Origin of the sequence: Anabaena sphaerica FACHB-251 (genome assembly GCF_014696825.1) — a bacterium.
Lineage (GTDB): Bacteria > Cyanobacteriota > Cyanobacteriia > Cyanobacteriales > Nostocaceae > RDYJ01.
Genome location: NZ_JACJQU010000002.1, coordinates 563168 through 582675, shown reverse-complemented (window position 1 = coordinate 582675; position 19508 = coordinate 563168). Strand labels below are relative to the sequence as shown.

The 19508-nt window shown below is 42.1% G+C and carries 11 protein-coding genes; 6 read left to right on the top strand and 5 right to left on the bottom strand.

Annotated features, from left to right (window positions below):
- Positions 1 to 39 precede the first annotated feature (39 nt).
- Entirely contained in the window at positions 40 to 1206 is a 1167-nt protein-coding gene (locus H6G06_RS06250) for a pyridoxal phosphate-dependent aminotransferase (protein WP_190558114.1), read from the bottom strand.
- A gap of 400 nt (positions 1207 to 1606) precedes the next feature.
- Between H6G06_RS06250 and H6G06_RS06245 the strand changes: the two genes are divergently transcribed.
- Positions 1607 to 3217, top strand: a complete 1611-nt coding sequence (locus H6G06_RS06245) for an acyl--CoA ligase family protein (RefSeq protein WP_190558112.1) — start codon at positions 1607 to 1609, stop codon at positions 3215 to 3217.
- Between the two features lie 302 nt (positions 3218 to 3519).
- Here H6G06_RS06245 and H6G06_RS06240 read toward each other — a convergent pair whose 3' ends face one another.
- Positions 3520 to 4002 carry a hypothetical protein gene (locus H6G06_RS06240; RefSeq protein WP_190558110.1) on the bottom strand — a complete coding sequence of 161 codons (483 nt, stop codon included), beginning with the start codon at positions 4000 to 4002 and terminating at the stop codon, positions 3520 to 3522.
- Positions 4003 to 4437: 435 nt separating this feature from the next.
- Positions 4438 to 5520 carry a class I fructose-bisphosphate aldolase gene (locus H6G06_RS06235; RefSeq protein ID WP_190558541.1) on the bottom strand — a complete coding sequence of 361 codons (1083 nt, stop codon included), beginning with the start codon at positions 5518 to 5520 and terminating at the stop codon, positions 4438 to 4440.
- 482 nt (positions 5521 to 6002) lie between these two features.
- On the opposite strand from H6G06_RS06235, the gene H6G06_RS27970 reads away from it, so the two are divergent.
- The 3 genes from H6G06_RS27970 (at position 6003) to H6G06_RS06220 (ending at position 12368) form a co-directional block, all read left to right on the top strand.
- The gene (locus tag H6G06_RS27970; RefSeq protein WP_190558108.1) at positions 6003 to 6248 is read left to right on the top strand and encodes a hypothetical protein; all 246 of its coding nucleotides are present in this window, start codon (positions 6003 to 6005) and stop codon (positions 6246 to 6248) included.
- On the top strand, positions 6242 to 7048 hold the full coding sequence (locus H6G06_RS06225; protein ID WP_190558106.1) for an ADP-ribosylglycohydrolase family protein: 807 nt from the start codon (positions 6242 to 6244) through the stop codon (positions 7046 to 7048). Before H6G06_RS27970 ends, H6G06_RS06225 begins: the two co-directional genes overlap by 7 nt.
- A 166-nt stretch (positions 7049 to 7214) precedes the next feature.
- Positions 7215 to 12368: a PAS domain-containing protein gene (locus tag H6G06_RS06220; protein WP_190558104.1), complete on the top strand. Its 5154-nt coding sequence runs from the start codon at positions 7215 to 7217 to the stop codon at positions 12366 to 12368.
- Positions 12369 to 12488: 120 nt separating this feature from the next.
- Here the strand turns inward: H6G06_RS06220 and H6G06_RS06215 are convergent, their stop codons facing one another.
- Both H6G06_RS06215 and H6G06_RS06210 read right to left on the bottom strand, forming a co-directional pair.
- Positions 12489 to 12653 carry a hypothetical protein gene (locus tag H6G06_RS06215; RefSeq protein ID WP_190558102.1) on the bottom strand — a complete coding sequence of 55 codons (165 nt, stop codon included), beginning with the start codon at positions 12651 to 12653 and terminating at the stop codon, positions 12489 to 12491.
- Positions 12640 to 14718 carry a DNA polymerase III subunit gamma/tau gene (locus H6G06_RS06210; protein ID WP_190558100.1) on the bottom strand — a complete coding sequence of 693 codons (2079 nt, stop codon included), beginning with the start codon at positions 14716 to 14718 and terminating at the stop codon, positions 12640 to 12642. Before H6G06_RS06210 ends, H6G06_RS06215 begins: the two co-directional genes overlap by 14 nt.
- 273 nt (positions 14719 to 14991) lie before the next feature.
- Here H6G06_RS06210 and H6G06_RS06205 point away from each other — a divergent pair, with 273 nt between their 5' ends.
- Both H6G06_RS06205 and H6G06_RS06200 read left to right on the top strand, forming a co-directional pair.
- Complete coding sequence (locus H6G06_RS06205; RefSeq protein ID WP_190558099.1) at positions 14992 to 15639, top strand: hypothetical protein; 648 nt, start codon at positions 14992 to 14994, stop codon at positions 15637 to 15639.
- A gap of 158 nt (positions 15640 to 15797) precedes the next feature.
- Complete coding sequence (locus tag H6G06_RS06200) at positions 15798 to 19376, top strand: CHAT domain-containing protein (protein WP_190558097.1); 3579 nt, start codon at positions 15798 to 15800, stop codon at positions 19374 to 19376.
- The last annotated feature ends 132 nt before the right edge of the window (positions 19377 to 19508 follow it).

The window sequence follows — 19508 nt, the reverse complement described above, 5'->3', positions numbered from 1 at the left end:
TCTGTCACCTGTCACCTGTCACCTATTCACTATCACCTATTAAATTCGAGAACGGACAAACTTCTCTAACCGATCCATCCCCTTTTCAATAGTTGCCATATCCGTAGCATAGGAAAGGCGGATGTTCTTATCAGCACCAAAAGCCACACCCGGAATAACAGCAACTTGATGCGCTTCCAACAAAGCGTTGCAAAATTCCAGAGACTTCAACCCGGTTTTACTGATCTCAGGGAACAGGTAAAAAGCGCCGTCTGGTTTAGGACAACTCAAACCAGGAATAGCATTGAGTCTGTCAAACATCACCTGACGACGTTTAGCGAAAGCTTGACGCATTTCCTCTACACAGTCTTGAGAACTTTCCAAAGCAGCGATCGCCCCATACTGAGCAAAAGTACAGACATTGGATGTACTATGTCCTTGAATGGTACTAGCAGCCTTAATAATTTCCACAGGTCCAGCTAAATAACCCAAACGCCACCCAGTCATCGAGTAACCTTTAGCAAAACCGTTACTAATTAAAGTCCGGGAAAAAATCTCCGCACCTAAAGAACCGATGCTGATATGTTCTGCACCATCGTAGAGAATCTTTTCGTAAATCTCATCAGAAACAACTAAAATATCTGCATCAACAATTACCTTAGCTAAGGCTTTAATTTCCTCTGGTGTGTACACCATCCCCGTGGGGTTAGAAGGGGAGTTGAGGACAAATAACTTAGTTTTTGGGGTAATAGCCTTCTTTAGCTGTTCTGGGGTAATCTTGTAACCCGTAGAAGCATCAGTTTCCACAATTACCGACTTACCACCAACCAAAGTCACCATTTCGGGATAACTTAACCAATAAGGTGCAGGGATAATCACCTCATCACCGGGGTCAATAAGTGCCACAATCAAATTATAAAGAGAATGCTTACCGCCATTAGTAACTAAAACATTCTCTGCCTTATAATCAAGACCATTATCGGTTTTGAGCTTGTGGGCGATCGCTTCCCTTAACTTTGGTTCACCAGCAGCCGGACCATACTTGGTTTTCCCTTCATCCAAAGCCTTCGCGGCTGCGGCTTTGATATGTGCTGGAGTATCAAAATCCGGTTCTCCCGCACTAAAACTACAAACATCAATACCCTCTGCTTTCATGGCCTTAGCTTTAGCTGCGATCGCTAAGGTTATGGAGGGTGTCACCTGACTTACTCTTGCTGCCAGCTTCATTCTACTTCTTTAAGCCAATCTCTATCCTATGATCTCAGCATATCCCAGAATCTCAGTCGAGATTTGCCTTTTGCAAATTCCTGACCTTGAGTTTCACAATTTGAGGTTGGTGATACACAAGCATAACATATCTCTGCTGTTAAGCCAATAAACATATTTAAACGTTAAGTGTTCAGTAGATACGTTTCGGTGAAACGTCTTTACAGCAGTAAAACTCTGTTGGTGCAAGGCTTTGTCACTCTCCACATTGCAATTAATTTACCGACTATACGCTGTATCAAGATGAATTACTATGAATAGAAATTTTTTGGATTCCTCGTAAGTAAAATTACTATATAATATATACGATTTAAAACATTCTCTAGGCAACAAAGCTCAAATCAAGCTATTAAAATTAACCATGAACCCAAAAGCAGTTTATCAAAACATTCTCACACCCCTCACCTTTATTGAACGCAACGCCAAAGTTTACCGTGACAAAGTTGCGATCATTTATGGAAACCAAAAATTTACATATAGCGAATTTGCAGCCCGGATCAATTGTTTAGCTTCAGCCTTACGTTATGCAGGAATAGAAACAGGCGAACGCGTCGCCTTTTTTGTTTTCAACACCCCCCAGATGCTAGAAGCCCATTTTGCAGTACCTTTAGCCGGGGGAATTTTAGTTTCTATCAACACCCGTTTAGCACCTCAAGAAGTCGCTCATATTCTCAACGATAGTGGGGCAAAATTTTTATTTATTGATACAGAACTAGCAGATATAATTCGTCCAGTTCAAAATGATTTAAAAACCGTCAAACATATTATCAATATCCATGACATAGAACGATTTACGCCCTTACCAGGAGAAGATTATGAAACATTTATCAAAACTGGTAATCCTGGAGCCTTACCTTCATTAATAACAGATGAAAATGAAACAATTACCATTAATTATACTAGCGGTACTTCCGGTTATCCTAAAGGAGTCATGTACTCCCATAGAGGCGCATATCTTAGCACATTAGGAGCGATCATAGAAACCAATTTAACACCCAACTCAGTCTATCTTTGGACATTACCAATGTTCCATTGTAACGGCTGGTGTTTTCCTTGGGCGGTTACTGCTATTGGTGGAACTCATATTTGTTTACGTAAATTTCACCCCGAAAAAGTATGGGAACTTATTCAACAATATCAAGTAACTCATTTTAATGCCGCACCAGTTATTTTAATTTCTCTGCTGAATTATCGAGAACGTCCCCAAAGTTTAACACAACCAATCACAATCACCACAGCCGGCGCACCACCGTCACCCACCTTAATAGAAAAATACACAGCTATTGGCGCAAAAATTATTCATGTTTACGGTTTAACAGAAGTTTATGGCCCCTATACAGTTTGTGAATACCAAACAGAATGGGAGAATTTAAACAACGAAGAAAAAGGCAAGTTATTAGCCCGTCAAGGAGTAACTTATATTAGCGGAGATGGGTTACGAGTCGTAGATAAAAATATGCAAGATATCCCTGCTGATGGTAAAACAATGGGAGAAGTAGTCATGCAGGGAAATATGGTCATGAAAGGTTATTATAATGATCCAGAAGGAACAGAACAAGCTTTTCGTGGCGGCTGGTTTCACAGCGGAGATTTAGCCGTCATGCACCCAGATGGCTATATTGAACTGCGCGACAGAATCAAAGACATAATCATTACCAATGGCGAAAACGTCTCTAGCATTGAAGTTGAACAATGTCTTTATCGCCATGAAGCAGTATTAGAATGTGCTGTGGTTTCTGTACCTCATAAAAAACGAGGTGAAGCACCAAAAGCCTTTATAACTTTAAAAGAAGATGTGCAAGTTACAGAACAAGAATTAATCCAATTTTGTCGTAGTCAGATAGCAACTTTTAAATGTCCCATCGCCATTGAATTTACCAATTTACCCAAAACCAGCACCGGGAAAATTCAAAAATATATCCTGCGAAATAAAGAATGGGTAGGGTATGAAAGAAAAATTCAAGGTGCTTGATTCGGCTTAATTGGTAAGAATTCACAACTCAGGAATCAGCCCCCCTAAAAAAGGGGGGTTGGGGGCATCTAACTGCCGACAAGCATTCACCCCAATCAATCAAATCCTCAATTTCAGCAATTTCGTTTGATTGATACAATAAGGGATTAGTATTACTACACCTCATCAATACAACAGGCAAAAGAAAAGTTTAAGTAGAAAGGCGCGAAAAAACTGAAGTGTGTAACAAAAAGTCAAGTTGTATAAAAACCTGTTCCCTTCTGCCTTGTCATAACGACAATTTTTAACGCCGACCTACTTAATTACCGATAATCACCTCTTGCAGCCTTATTTTGCATGAGTTCTTGTTCAATTTCACTCCTTTCATAATCCCTTGCCCCAAAAGTCCGTTTTAGTGGTTCATTACCCAACTCTTCCCCCGCACGTTTGAGCATATTGATAGGATTTTTTTGCCTACTTCCAGTTCCCAACTCTTTAGGAATTACTTCACCTGCACGCTTCCCACTTTCGATATAATCATCGCCCATTTCTGGGGTTGTATAGACTTTTTCTTTTCTGCGGTCTTGAGCCGAGTAATAATGTCTAACAGGCTCAGTTCTAACTAATTCACGCTCTTTGGTAGAAAAAAATGGTCTAGTTATTTCTACCTGGTGAGTTTTCTGGGAATAATAACCAGCTGCCTGGACAGGAAGCATCGGTAAGCTCATTAGCCAGATTAAACCAGCTGACATGACGATAGCAACTTTGCGGTGCATCTGATTAAATAATCTCTTGATTTCCAACATTAGGCAAATGTCCTTATGAATATTTGGCAAATGCCTCCATGTTAAAAAAACATCCTTGAACTAACGTCTTCCCTGGGGTTGGTTAAAGGTATATAAAAAGTAATGTACATAGCATATTGCAGGTAAATGAGGTATAAATTTGAATAACAAAGCTTTGCATCAAGAGGGTTTGACAGGGGAAACGCTGCTTTAAGGAGGCAGGAGGTAATCCCCATCAGTAAATTTAGGAGCCACTGCGGTGGACGGGTTCCCCCGCATCAAGCAACTGCCGTCAAGTGGCGTGGGCTTTAAACCCTTTTGGCAGAGGTCTATTATTTTCTCAAACCTTCTGCCTCCTGCAAGACTGCCCTCTGCCTTTCTTCGGTAATTGAACGACAAGATACCCGAATTCTCCAATACTTCGGGTATCTGGGGTTAATTAACAGCAAAAGAAAGTCAAGCTATAGTTACCATAGGCGATAAATAAATATCTTGAATAGCGTGAAACAGCTGCACCCCTTCTTCAAACGGACGCTGGAAAGTCTTCCTTCCAGAAATTAATCCTGTACCACCAGCACGTTTATTAATGACAGCAGTCCGCACCGCTTCCGCAAAATCATTTTTACCAGAAGCGCCCCCAGAATTAATTAAACCTACTCGTCCAGCATAGCAATTTAATACTTGATAACGAGTTAAATCTATCGGGTGTTCCGTTGTTAATTCTGTGTAAACTCGCTCATCAGTTTTACCGTAACTTTTACCAGTGGCTTTGGCAATTGCCCCATAACCATTATTGCATTCCGGTAACTTTTGTTTAATGATATCTGCTTCAATGGTTACACCCAAATGATTCGCTTGTCCTGTTAAATCTGCCGCAAGGTGATAATCTTGATCTTGTTTAAAATTGCTATTTCTCAGATAACACCAAAGTACAGTTGCCATTCCCAATTCATGGGCGTGTTTAAAAGCTTGACTTACTTCCTGAATTTGTCTGGGAGACTGTTCTGAACCAAAATAAATTGTTGCCCCTACTGCTGTTGCCCCCAAATGCCAAGCTTGCCAAACATCAGCAAACATAATTTGGTCAAATTGATTCGGATAAGTCAACAATTCATTATGATTTATTTTGACAATAAAGGGGATTTTATGGGCATATTTGCGGGAAACACTGCCCAATACACCTAAAGTTGTAGCCACAGCATTACAACCAGCTTCTATTGCTAATTTAACAATATTTTCTGGGTCAAAATAAATAGGATTAGGTGCAAAAGCAGACCCGGCCGAGTGTTCAATACCTTGGTCTACAGGGAGAATAGAGAGATAGCCAGTATTTGCTAATCTGCCAGTAGAATAGATTTGTTGTAAATTTCGCAGCACACGAGGAGAGCGATCGCTATTTATCCACACTCGATCTAGAAAATCTGCTCCTGGTAAATGCAGCAAATCTGAAGAAACCTTGGCTTTGTAGGTCAGCAAATCTTCTGCTTCTTTACCTAGTAATGATTCCAGGGAATTGGTTTGTAATAAAGTTGTAGTCATATTTTTACCTACGCGGAGGCGCAGAGAACGCAGAGAAGTTTTTTGGTTAGACACTATTACTATTTAGGTCTTTGAAATGAGAATTTTGTCACTCTCCCAAGATATATATCAAGAGAGCGATATAATTTAATACTCTTTGCGTATCTGCCTCTTGTCCTGAGAAAAAAATTAAATTATTTCTGTTTCTATTAACGCCAAAGTTAGTAATTTTTGATCATCGAGTCACGCTCGGCGTAAACGCCTCAATTGGCTTTCATCGCCGGCTTAAAAGACATCAACCCTAAAATTTTTTGGGGTTTTTAAGAGTTGATTCCGGGGTTTTCAGCCTATTTTATGATAAGTCCATGTTATCACCACCAGAAAAGGAATTACCAGAAGGTTGTTTTTTTGTTGCCACACGTCGGGGTAAGCAGTTTAATAGTATAGGGTACAGGAACGCAAGGATGCTATTGCTGGGGCTGTGCGGGAGGCGGTGTTGAGGAATGCGTGGTAATGATGTAGTTTTAAAGCCTGTGTTTCAAGTAATTTTACGGAATAATTGGGGCGAATTTGAGGGAAAAGTCAATATTGCGCCTATTGAGTCAGGGAATTTGCAGGTGCATTGGTACAAAGGTAATGTTTTACTAGATAAAAGTAAACGTTCTTTAGAAGGCGTACTAGACTATAACGCCGTAGTACACCTGAAAAAAACTAAGTTAAATATTACAGATTGGAGACAAGTATGTTAGGTGCGATCGCAGGTGATATTATTGGCTCAGTGTATGAGTTTGACAATATAAAAACTAAGGACTTTCCCCTTTTCGACGATAGATGTCATTTCACAGATGATACAGTGTTAACCCTGGCGGTTGCTGAAGTTATTCTCAATGCCGACGAATTCCCGGACAAAACCAAATATATTGATAAATTCCAATATATTCAGCAATTCAAATCTTATTACGGTGAATATCCCCATGCTAGTTATGGCGGTCATTTTATGCAGTGGGCAAATTCCAGTAGTACCGAGCCATACAATAGTTGGGGTAACGGTTCAGCGATGCGGGTTAGTCCGATAGCATCGGCGTTTGATGACCTAAATATTGTCTTGGAAGAAGCCCGACATAGTGCGGAAGTTACTCATAATCATCCTGAAGGCATCAAAGGCGCACAAGCAACAGCCGCATCTATCTTTTTAGCCCGTACTGGCTATGATAAAACTACCATCAAATCTTATATCCAAAATACTTTTGGTTATAACTTAGAGCAAACCTTAGACCAAATTAGACCTAATTATGAATATGATATGTCCTGTCAAGGTTCTGTTCCTCAAGCTATTATTGCTTTTTTAGAATCAATTGATTTTGAAGATGCAATTCGTAATGCTATTTCTATTGGTGGGGATAGTGACACTATTGCTTGTATTACAGGTGGTATTGCCGAAGCATTTTATGGTGGGGTTCCAGAGTATATTGCTGAATGGATATTCACTAAATTAGATGATCATCTTTGGACTATTACCGACAAATTCATGTCTCAATATTATGCCTAAACCATAGCATTCCTATTTGATTTATCTATTCAAAATAGGCAAAAGACAGTGAATAATAAACCGCGATAACTAATAACTGATCTGGCTGGAAATAGAGTTTTATATATCATTTTATGATCCTACCAGGTAACACAAAAAACTACCATTTTTGCATTGAGGTAACAAAGTGTCTGCAACTATTCTCACAGACATGGATTTAGAAACTGCGATTGCTCGTCATCCTTTGACGATCGCACCGAATGCCTGTGTAGTGGAAGCTATCACATTAATGAGTGCAGGTGGTACAACCTGCTCCTATACCTGCAAAATTGATGCTCAACTAGAACTATTACTGGCTCCTTCTCAAAGTAGTTGCGTACTGGTTTTAGAAGATAAGCGGCTGGTGGGGATTGTCACTGAACGGGATCTCGTGAGACTGAGTGCTACAGAACGTAACCTATCAGATTTAACCATCGCTGAAGTTATGGTGTCTCCAGTGATCACCCTGCAAGCTTCAGAATTCACCAACCTCTTTGTGCCACTGAGCATATTTCAGCAGCATCATGTTCGCCATTTGCCCTTAGTAGATGAGCAGGGAAAAGTGCTAGGATTGCTCACCCATGACAGTTTGCGACAACTATTACGCCCTATTGACCTGTTACATCTGCGTGTAGCATCAGAAGTCATGACACCAGAAGTGGTTCACACCCAACCCACCACTACCATCGTTGAAGTAACTCAATTATTGACGGCAAATCAGGTTAGTTCAGTAGTGATTGTAGCAGACGATGAGCATCACCCGATTCCCATAGGAATTATTACCGAGCGCGATATAGTCCAGTTTTTAGCCTTAGAGCTAGATTTTGCCACCATACAGGCACAGACCGTCATGAGTACCCCTGTGTTTTCTGTGCGGGGAGATATTTCCCTCTGGTCAGTGCGGATGTTGATGCAAGAACGACAAATTAATCGGTTAGTAGTGACAGACGAGAAAAATAGGTTATTAGGCATTGTCACCCAAACCAGTTTGTTAAATGTGCTGAATCCGATGGAAATCTACCGCATGGTAGAAACCCTAGAAGAAAAAGTATCCCGATTGGAGTCTGAGAAACTAGAGTTACTGCAAGCCCGCAATACCGAACTAGAACGCCAGGTAAAACAGCGTACCGCCGCATTAGAGACGCAAGTACAACGGGAACGGTTGCTCACCCAAATTTCCACTCAAATTAGGTCTTCCTTGAACTTACAGGAAATACTCAGCACAGCCGTTACAGAAGTACGGGGATTCTTAAAGTGCGATCGCATCATTGTATATCAGTTTGAGCCAGATTGGAGCGGTATCGTTGTGGCCGAGTCTTTAGGTGAAGGTTGGACTGCATCTATCGCCCATCGCATTGAAGATCCCTGTTTTCAGAAGCAAGCTGTAGAACTGTATGGCTCAGGGCGGACTATCGCCATTGATAATATCCATAAATCCGGGTATGCAGAATGTCACGTGCAACTTTTAGAGCAATATCAGATAAAAGCCAATCTAGTTGTACCAATTTTGGTTTCTGGACAGTTGTGGGGATTGTTAATCGGGCATCACTGTACAGATTATCGCCACTGGAATGCTACCGACTTGACTTTGTTGGAAGAGATCGGCATCCAACTAGCGATTGCCATTCAACAAGGCACTGTTTACCAAGCAGCACAAACCCAAATAGCACAACGACAAAAAGCAGAAGTAGCCCTGCGGGACAGCGAAGAGAAGTTTCGACAGTTTGCAGAAAACAGTCACGGAGTCATGTTACTCCGTCAGGTAGACTCTGGAGAGTTACTCTATGTGAACCCTGCCTACGAGGAAATCTGGGGGCAAAGCTGCCAGAGTCTCTATCAAGATTCTGACTCCTGGATGACTGTTCTCCACCCGGATGATCAGGAGCGCATCCATGCTGCCCATCAAGCCACCGACGGACAGGGATTATTTCATCAAGAATACCGCATTATTCAACCCGATGGTTCGATTCGTTGGATATGGGGACGATGTTTCCCCATCAAGGATAGCTCTGGGCAGGTTTACCGCATTGCCGCAATGGCTGAGGATATTACTGAACAAAAGCAAACCGAACTTGCTCTACGCCAAAGTCAATCCCGATTAGCCGAAGCCCAACGGGTAGCCAAGATTGGCAATTGGGAATTTGACATTGAAACCGGGAAAATTACCTGGTCTGCGGAACTATTCCGCATTTTAGGACGTGATCCTTCCCTGGGAGAACCAACTTACCTAGAAAACCTGCAACTTTACCATCCAGAGGATGCCGAAAAACTCCACCAAGCAGTGCAATGGGCAATTTATCAAGGAGAACCTTATCAACTACTGCTGAGAGCATACCAGCCTGATGGGTCTTTTCGGTTCATGGAGGCTGTTGCTAGAGCCGAACTCAATAATCAAGGACTGGTTAAACGGTTGTTTGGCACTGTACAGGATGTTAATGAGCGTGTCCAGGTAGAAAGAGCATTAGCACAGTTAAACCAAGAACTAGAAATCAAGGTTGAACAGCGAACGGCCGCACTGCAAGAGATGAATACGGCCATGCAAAATGCCGTTGAGGGAATCTCACGATTAGACACACAGGGACGTTATCTCTCTGTCAATCCTGCCTATGCCAGTCTGTGTGGCTATGAACCCCAGGAAATGATCGGCATGATGTGGGAGCTAACCTTTCATCCAGAAGACATTGCCAGCATGGAAGCAGCTTATCAGCAAATGCTGAAAACGGGCAAAGTGGAAGCAGAAGCCAGGGGGATACGCAAAGATGGGACAATTTTTTATCAGCAACTGACAATGATTTCTGCCTATAACGAGCAAGGGGAATTCATTGGCCATCACTGCTTCATGAAAGATGTGAGTGAGCGCAAACAAGCTGAACTAGCCCTCAAAGAAAGCCAGCAATTTATTCAACAAATTGCTGAAGCATCACCCAACATTCTCTATCTCTATGACATCCAAGAACAGCGTAATGTCTACGTTAACCGCGAAATTGCTACTATCTTAGGTTACACCCCGGAAGAGATTCAGGCAATGGGATCAAACTTCTTCCAAAATGTCATGCACCCTGATGACCTGATCCAATTACCAGCCCAAAATGCTCGATTAAATGCTATTCAGGATGGGGAAATTTTAGAATTTGAATATCGAATGCAACACGCCAATGGGGAGTGGCGTTGGCTTTATAGTCGGGATTCTGTGTTTAAGCGAGATGATAGGGGCAAAGTTAAGCTGACAATCGGTACAGCCCAGGATATTACCGAACGCAAACAAGCCGAACTGGAAAATCAACTCCTCAAAGAACGAATGCAATTTATCCTCTCCTCCAGTCCGGCGATTATCTATACCTGTAAACCATCAGGTGACTTTAGGGCAACTTTCATCAGTGAGAATATTCAGAGCATTCTCGGTTATACAACAGCAGAATTTATGGAAGAATCAGGCTTCTGGGCTAACCACATTCACCCAGAAGACAAAGCTGGAGTTTTTGCCAAATTACCCAACCTGTTGGAGCAGGGGTATCATGTGTATGAGTACCGTTTTCTCCACAAGAACGGTCATTACCTGTGGATGCGGGATGAACAACGGGTAGTGCGAAACTATGAGGGAGTAATAATTGAGATTGTGGGTTATTTTGCCGATATCAGCGACCGCAAACGTCTAGAACAAGAACAAAACCGACTGATTGCCATCCTAGAAGCCTCAACCGATTACATTGGTATAACCGACGCATCTGGTAAGGTACTCTGGAATAACCGAGAGTTTAGACGACTCTGGAATCTGGATAGCAATGCTTCCGTTAAAGATAAACATATTCCTAATTACCATCCCCAATGGGCGCTAAAATTGGTATTAGAAGCAGGATTACCAGGAGCGATCGCTAATGGCACTTGGGTGGGAGAAACCGCATTGCTAAACGCCCAGGGAGAAGAAATTCCTGTATCCCAATTGATCATCGCCCATAAATCTCCCCAGGGAGAGGTCGAATTTTTCTCAACTATTCTGCGTGATATACGGACTCGCAAGGAATACGAACAAAGATTAGAACTTTCCAATGCTGAACTCACCCGTGCTACCCGCCTCAAAGATGAGTTTCTTGCCAACATGAGTCACGAACTCCGCACCCCCCTTAACGCTATTCTGGGTCTATCAGAAGGCTTACAGGAGGAGGTATTTGGAATCCTCAATGAACGCCAGAAACAGTCCCTCTCAACCATTGAACGCAGCGGGAGACACCTGCTAGAGTTGATTAACGATATCCTGGATGTCTCGAAGATCGAAGCTGGCAAGCTAGAACTGAAGATGGACTCCGTTTCCGTTATCCAACTGTGCAACTCCAGTTTGTCCTTCGTCAAACAACAGGCAATGCAGAAAAGCATTCAACTTAGAACTGCTTTTCAAGAAGACTTTGGAGAAATCATTGTCGATGAACGACGGATGCGGCAGGTATTAATTAACTTGCTCAATAATGCCGTCAAATTTACGCCCTCTGGTGGTAAGGTGACGCTGGCTGTTCATCTGGAACATCTAGAAGTCTGTCAAGCAGATGAAGGTTGTCCTTCAGGTCAGCCGGATTTTCTCTATTCCCTCTGCTTTTCCGTCATTGACACAGGTATTGGTATTGCCCCCGCAGATATGGATAAACTCTTTCAGCCCTTTATGCAAATTGAAAGTAGTCTAAATCGCAAGTATGCAGGTACAGGTTTAGGACTGACCTTAGTTAAGCAAATAGTCGAACTGCATGGTGCTTTCATCAGTATCAGTAGCGAACTTGGCAAAGGCAGTTGTTTTACTGTGCGCTTACCCTATATCCCCAAACGGACTGGAATCCCCACTTTATCCCAATTTCCCACCACCATAGAGCAACTGGGGCAGACTGATATCACCAAATTCCTGAATTCAACCGTCACAGCGGAACCAGTCACCAAGCCACCAATGATTCTACTAGCAGAGGATAATTTGGCCAACATTGATGCCCTCTCGAGCTATCTTGAAGCTCGCGGCTATCAGCTGATTCTGGCGAACAATGGACACCAAGCGATCGCCAAAGCTAACTCTCAAACCCCTGATTTGATTCTCATGGATATCCAGATGCCAGAGATGGACGGTTTAGAAGCAATGCGTCAAATTCGTGCTAATCCTCAACTGGTATCAATTCCCATTATTGCCCTGACAGCATTAGCTATGCCTGGTGATCAGGAAAAATGTCTCCAAGCTGGTGCAAACGAGTATTTAACTAAACCCGTGAAACTAAAACAACTAGCGGAAATGATCCAAAAACTTTTGAAAAACAATAGTTCAGGAGTTTAGAGGGGGCAGGAGGCAGGAGGCAGGGGGCAGGGGGAAGTTAATAACCCAATAGACCTCTCCGGAAATATGGTAGAGACGTTCCGGCGGAACGTCTCTACAAGGGTTTCAAAGCACGCACATTTAATTACCGGAGATGTCTAATGACCAATGACCAATTACCACAAACGCAGATTTAACTATTACGCCGTAAGTCCCCCACTGAATTTGGTACTCCGAATCAGTGGCGGGATATAAGGGACAAGCATGAGAAAAACAAGTCAGTGTGGGTAGTTCACTCATAGTCATAATCTGTTTCATATATCTCAACATCTAGTGAAACCCCAGTATCAGATAAGTCAAAAGTATCATCTGTGAGGCGAATAATTTCCCCAGAGAAAAAATCTGCCAAACTTTTAGCTGCCTTTGCTACTTCATCATTATCCCAAGTTGATACAGGTGCTTGTGATATAGGTCTTGGTGATATAGGTGCTTGACTTGGTGGAGGTGCAAAGTTTTGTACTGGGTCTGTGTTGGTGACTATAGGCTCAATTTTTGGTGGTGGTTGGGTGGGTTGTGGTACTGGTGCTGGCTGTTGTGATACTGGTTGTGGTGCTGGTGCTGGAACTGGCTGGTGATAAATGGGTGTCGTCGGTGGTTGCGGAACACGAGTAGAATCCTGTGGGGGAGGATTTCTTCTGGCTGTGGTAGAAGTTGATGAAGTTGCTTTTTCCAAATTTACTTGGATTTCACGCTGAAAAGTTTGGTGAAAAGCAGTTGTAATTATCGGCAGATCAGATTTGCCCTTCTCATACCATGCCTGTTTAATAGCAATACGAGCAAAAGCGCCATCAAAATCCAGAAGTTGGCTCATTTGACGTAGCATTTCCCTCCTTGATGGTGGTTGAAGATTAGCAAGTACCTGTTGCCAAATCTGAGTTAAGTCATACTGTGATCCTGCCACAACTTCCTGTACGGGTGCTGTAGGTGTTGTCTCTGGTGGCGGAGGAGTATAAACAGGTTCTGGGGTAGGTGCAGATACTGTATTAGGCGTTGAATTATGATTTTGTTGGTTATTATAAGCTGCTGGAGGTGGTGATACTGTATTGGGCGTTAAATTATGATTTTGTTGGTTATTATAAGCTGCTGGAGGTGGTGATACTGGAGAATTGTAATTTGGTTGGCTATAAGCCTGTGGGGGTGAAGATGCTGCTGGGTAAGGAAGTGGAGATACCGCAGGTGTATTGACTGCTTGCGGGACACTAGGCGCTTGTGGCTGAATATTTGCACTGGGTAATAAGCCGAGTAATGTGACTTCTAGCCACAAACGCGGCTGAGTGGTGTTTTTTAGTTGGAGTTCTGCTGTTCTTAAATGTTGCTGTCCGCGCAGAATAGTAGTGATATCTAACCTGTGGCCAAAGTTAACTAATGTTGTCCAGGTTTGTTGAGTACAAGCAACTAAATCTTGACGGTTTGGGGCTGTTTTGGCAATGAGTAAATCTCGGTAGAAGGCGGCAAAATTTTGGAGAATTGTCAGGGGTTCCCGTCCCCGATCTAGGATTTGCCGGGTAGCATCTAATACTACTTCGGAATTATCTTGAGCGATCGCATCTAATAAAGCCAACAAATCTTTTTCACTTACTGAACCCACCAAATCCCACACTTGATCGGGTGAGACTTCCCCAGGAAATAAAGCTAGTTGATCAAGTAAACTTTCCGCATCTCGCAATCCTCCCTGTGCAATTTGTGCTACCAAGGTGAGGGCATCCAGCGCAATACTGATGTTTTCTTTAGAGGCGATCGCACCTAAATGTTTGACCATCGCTTCTAACTGAATGCGTCTAAAATCAAATCTTTGACAGCGAGAAATAATTGTTGGTAATACTCGCTGGGGGTCGGTTGTGGCTAGGACAAAAACAACGTGCTTCGGTGGTTCTTCTAATGTTTTCAGTAACGCATTAAACGCAGCGGTACTGAGCATATGACATTCATCTATCACATAAACCTTATACCGACACTGCACCGGGGCAAACTGTGCTTTTTCGATCAATTCGCGGATGTTATCAACACCAGTATTACTAGCAGCGTCAATTTCAATCACATCCAGGGAATAGCCTTTAGTAATGCCTTGACAAATATCGCAAACGCCACAAGGTTCAGCGGTTGGCTTGTCACTTTTAAGACAATTTAAAGATTTAGCCAAAATCCGGGCGCTAGAAGTTTTACCCGTACCTCTGGGGCCAGTAAACAAATAGGCAGGGGCGATTTTTGAGGAGCTAATTGCATTAGTAAGAGTAGTAGCGATCGCCTCTTGTCCCACTAGTTCAGCAAAACTCTTGGGGCGATACTTGTGGTGTAGGGGTTCGTAAGACATGGAGACTAATCGGTTAACAGTGAACAGTTAACAGTTAACAGTTAACAGTTATGGAGTATCACCACCATTCGATTTTGGGGTCTCACTATTTTAACAACTCATGGCAGTTTCCTTTGGGAAATAAATTCTCTAAATATATTTACAGAAAAATTAAAATAATTGAGGTAGCTTTTTACTCAATAATCAAAAGGCAGAATTTGATTAATTCTCCTCATCTCCCCAACTCCCCAATATGGTCACGGACATCGCTAAAATTTTAATAGGCAACACTCAATGGTGCAGCAGATGCTCAAGCGGGTAATTCAGTGGCTGAAAAGATTGTTTCAGGGTTTGTTTGGTAGTAAACAAAGTCCTGTAAAAAAGAATGTGGAAAAAACAGTAGCACCTCCCCTAAGTGATACGGATCTAGAATTTCTGTTTACAGAACTTTTAGCAGGAGTTCATCAAGCGAGAGGCCAGGCTTGGGCGCAAAACTGGTTACATAAACTTGAGCATCGCGTCAGCACTCAACGCTGGCTAGATTGGCTAAATCGATTTGGGGAGAGATTACTAGCATCCAAAAAACCTAATAACGAATTAGCGGCACGGTTAGTACAGTTTGGTGAGTTGGGCGTTGGTGAAGTTGGCGACTTGGCATATGAAATTGGGATGCAATTGTTGACGCGCACCCAAGGTGAACCGATTTGGGAATATGACGGACCAGATGCTGTCAGCGAAATTACCCCTGATGAAAATTTACCAGAGGAAGAATACCAAACTGTGACTTGGGATGAATTATTGGTGATGTTGCAGGAGAATGAGAACTTGCGCCAGCAAATTACCCAAGATTTGGGAATTGAAACTGATGATCCACAAATAATTATTCAGACACTGATCAATCAATCACAGGCATTTAGTGAATCGTCTCCCCCGGAAAATTGAGAGGAACAGCCGCAGTAATTTCTGTTTACTGATAAAGTTTTGTATAGTTTTTGCGGCTAGATCAACGCATTCCCAACTTAATTGATTAGTCTGTTAGGTAATTAATGATTTTTTTTGACACAACGATGGCTACAATCTAGGAGAAAGAAAATCCAAGAATGTGGCAAATGCTCAGGTGGCTATTGCAGTGGCTTAACAAGTTTTTCAATTATTCCTTTGACAGTCGTCGGACACATGATGCCGACGGCGCGAAGGGATATGAGACCCTAGAGTCTCTACCGGAATTAACCAACGTGGATCTGGAAGTGTTGTTTAACGAGTTGCTTGAAGGTGTACATCAAGCGCGGGGACAACAATGGGCGCTGAAGTATTTGCAGCGGATGGAACCCCGGATTACTGTTGAGCGTTGGATCGATTGGCTGCTGATATTTGGTGAAAAATTGCTGTCTTCACCTGCGCCAAATAGTCAGATCGCAACGCGAATGGTAAAACTGGGCGAACTAAATATAGGCAAAGTTGGTGAACTTGCCTATGAAATTGGCATCCAGTTATTAAGCCGTGAGTTCTTAGCCCAAAGGCATGAGGAAAATCTACAACCAGCAGAGGTGGCAGCCACACCACCAGCAGAACCAGTCTTAAACACTCCGGGACAACAATTGCTGCGGGATTTGGGTGAACAATTATGGGAGCATGATCACCAAGAGCGTGTAAATATCCAGCCAGTATCGATCAGCTTGGAGGAGTCATGGACAAGTAACCTACAACAGTTGAGTTATCAGGATGCAGAGGCATCTGAGGCTGTCATTTATGAGTATGCAGGGGAAGATAACCTGGGGACTTTTGAGGAGGAGGTAGAGCAAGTTTTAGCATCTCCTTTGGCAGAAAATTGGGATCAGTCCTTGGCTAATTTGGAGCCGAAGGTTGCACAAACTCTAGATGAGTTGGTGGTGAGGTTAGAACAAAGTAACAATCTAGTCCAGCAACTTGCTTCGGAACTGGCACTGCGTGATCAACGCCAAACAATTATTCCACGACCTGCTTTTCAACTGACTGTCACTAATCAGGCACAAGTATGGTTTTACCAAGGTTTACAACAAGCTAAATCTGGTGATTTGTTGGGGGCGCTGGCTTTTTACAATCAAGCAACTAAACTGCAACCAGAATCTGCCGAATATTGGTTTAATCAAGGTTTGGCTCTGTTTCACTTACAAAGGTTTGAGGAAGCGATCGCTGCTTATGACCAAGCTATTGGTCTCAAACCAGATTTCTCTAAAGCTTGGTACAATCGAGGGGGAGTTCTCGGCGAGTTTGGGGACTTTGATGAGGCGATCGCTTCTTTTGATAAAGCTATAGAATTTAAACCGGACTACCAAGAAGCTTGGGCTAGTCGCGGTTTGGCAATGCTGAAGTTAGGGCTAATCTGGGAAGCTATTTCTAGTTATGACCAAGCTTTGAATTTACAACCCCAAGATCAGGAAACCTGGTATTACCGGGGGGTAGCACTGGGGGTAGTTGAGCAGTTTGAAGATGCGATCGCCTCCTATGACCAAGCTTTAGAAATTCAACCTGATTATCACGAAGTTTGGATTGACCGGGGTGTAGTCTTATTTAACCTCAAACACTGGTCAGAAGCCATTGCATCTTGGGATCAAGCCCTTGCTATTCAACCTGACTTTTACTTAGCTTGGTATAACCGAGGCATTGCCTTAGAAAATTTAGGCAGACGAGAAGAATCTATTAGTTCCTATCAACAAGCCATAAATATTAAACCTGATTTTCACCTCGCTTGGTACAATCAAGCTGTAGCCCTGTTTTATTTAGACAGATTGGCAGAAGCCATTTCTTGCTATGACAGCGCCTTAGAAATCAAACTCGATTACTGGGAAGCTTGGCTTGGTCGTGGTTGGGCAGTGGGAAATGTAGTTAATAACAAAGCGTCTCTGAGTATACCCAGTAGCATAGCTACATCCAATCCTGCACTCAATCAGCGTGGCTATGAGGGCAAATTAGCCACTTATGAAGAAGGGTTAAAATATCTCCGCCCAGATACCCACCCGGAAGGTTGGGGAAGATTGCATTTAGCACTTGGGAATACACACTACGAACATGGTAAAAAACAAACCATACCTCGTTATTTTTGGCAAAAAGCTATATCTGAGTATCAACAGGCACTATTAACCCTCACAGCCGAAGATTTTGCAGAATTGCACCTGGATGTTTTGCAATCCCTAACCAAAGTGCTGATTGGTTTAGGACAAACATTAGCAGCACAGGAATTACAACAACAAGGTCTAGATTTATTACAACAGTTACTTAATCAAATAACTCGCCCTGAACAAAGTAAAAAACAACTAGCTTTGAAATTTGCAGGATTGAAACAATTAGGAGTTGATTTAGCTGTAGATACAGGTGATTTAGTAGAAGCTTGGGAAATTGCTGAACATTCTAAAAATACCTGTTTAAGATTACTGCTTTCTGGTTGGAGTGATGAAATTTATTCTTCCAACTATCAAGCTATTCAACAACTACTCAATTCTACAACTGCTGTTATTTATTGGCATCTTAGCCCTGTTGCCTTACACACCTTCATTATTAAATATGAAGCCCCATCACCCATACTTTTATTAACACCCATACAAGATATAGGAGGCATCCCTGAAGCAGTACAGCGCCTAGTTGAATTTGAAAATTGGCTAGAAGTTTGGCAAAAAGAATATCAGGAATATCGCCAAAATCAAGACCTAGAAAATCACTGCCATCATTCCTGGTGGTTGGATATACAACAAAGGTTATTACAACTGCAAAACATCCTCAATATTTCCACAATTATTCAGGAACTTGAAGGTATTACCAACCTGATTTTAATTCCCCATCGTGATTTACACAAATTACCCATTCACGCCCTTTTCCCTCTTAATCAGGAGAATTTACTAAATTACACCATCAATTATCTCCCCAGTATTCAAATAGGACTGGAATTAAAAACTGATAGGTTATCAAATTGGCAACAGCAACAATTTCTCAGTGTTGAAAATATAGAACACGCAGCTAATGAGGAAATAAAATTTGCTGACTTTGCAGCAACAATTGTGAGAAAGATGTTTAATAATGCCCAACGCATCCAAGGTTCACAAGCTACAAAAGATAATTTAGAAAATGCCTTATCCACAAATTACAACATCTTGCATTTTACGGGTCACGCTATCAATAATTTAAGTGAAGTTCAAAAATCTGCGTTGGTTTTGGCAGGTGAAGATAAATTGACTTTAGCAGAAATCAGTCAACATACTTTTAGTAATTACAATCTGGTTACTCTGACAAATTCCGAGAATGTTAGTAATAATAATCAGAATATCAGCGGTGAATATGTAGGTTTAGCAACTGGGTTACTCCGTGGGGGTGTTCCTTATGTGTTGAGTACACTTTGGCCAGTTGAATCATCTGCTACGGCTTTAGTCATTATCGAGTTTTACCGCAGATTACTTTTCCATCAATCACCAGTAACTGCTTTATCTGAAGCTACAACATGGTTAAAAAATCTAACTGTTGCGGAACTAATCACATGGTATGAAGACTTACTGACTAATCTGCATCCAGAGGATTCTAGACTGAGGAATTATGTAACGATGCAAGTTGATAATAATAGAAAATTATCACCTCACACACAGCCTTATAATCATCCTTACTATTGGGCAGCATTTATCATCTCAGGATGTGATTACCCATTAGCAAATTAAGGTGTAGAGACGTTGTATGTAACATCTCTACAATGTTATCTATTGGGAATATGTGGAATTTTTCAAAGCATTTTATCATACTAAGTAGGTAGGCACAAATAAACCTAACTATGTAACAAAATGTAAAATCAT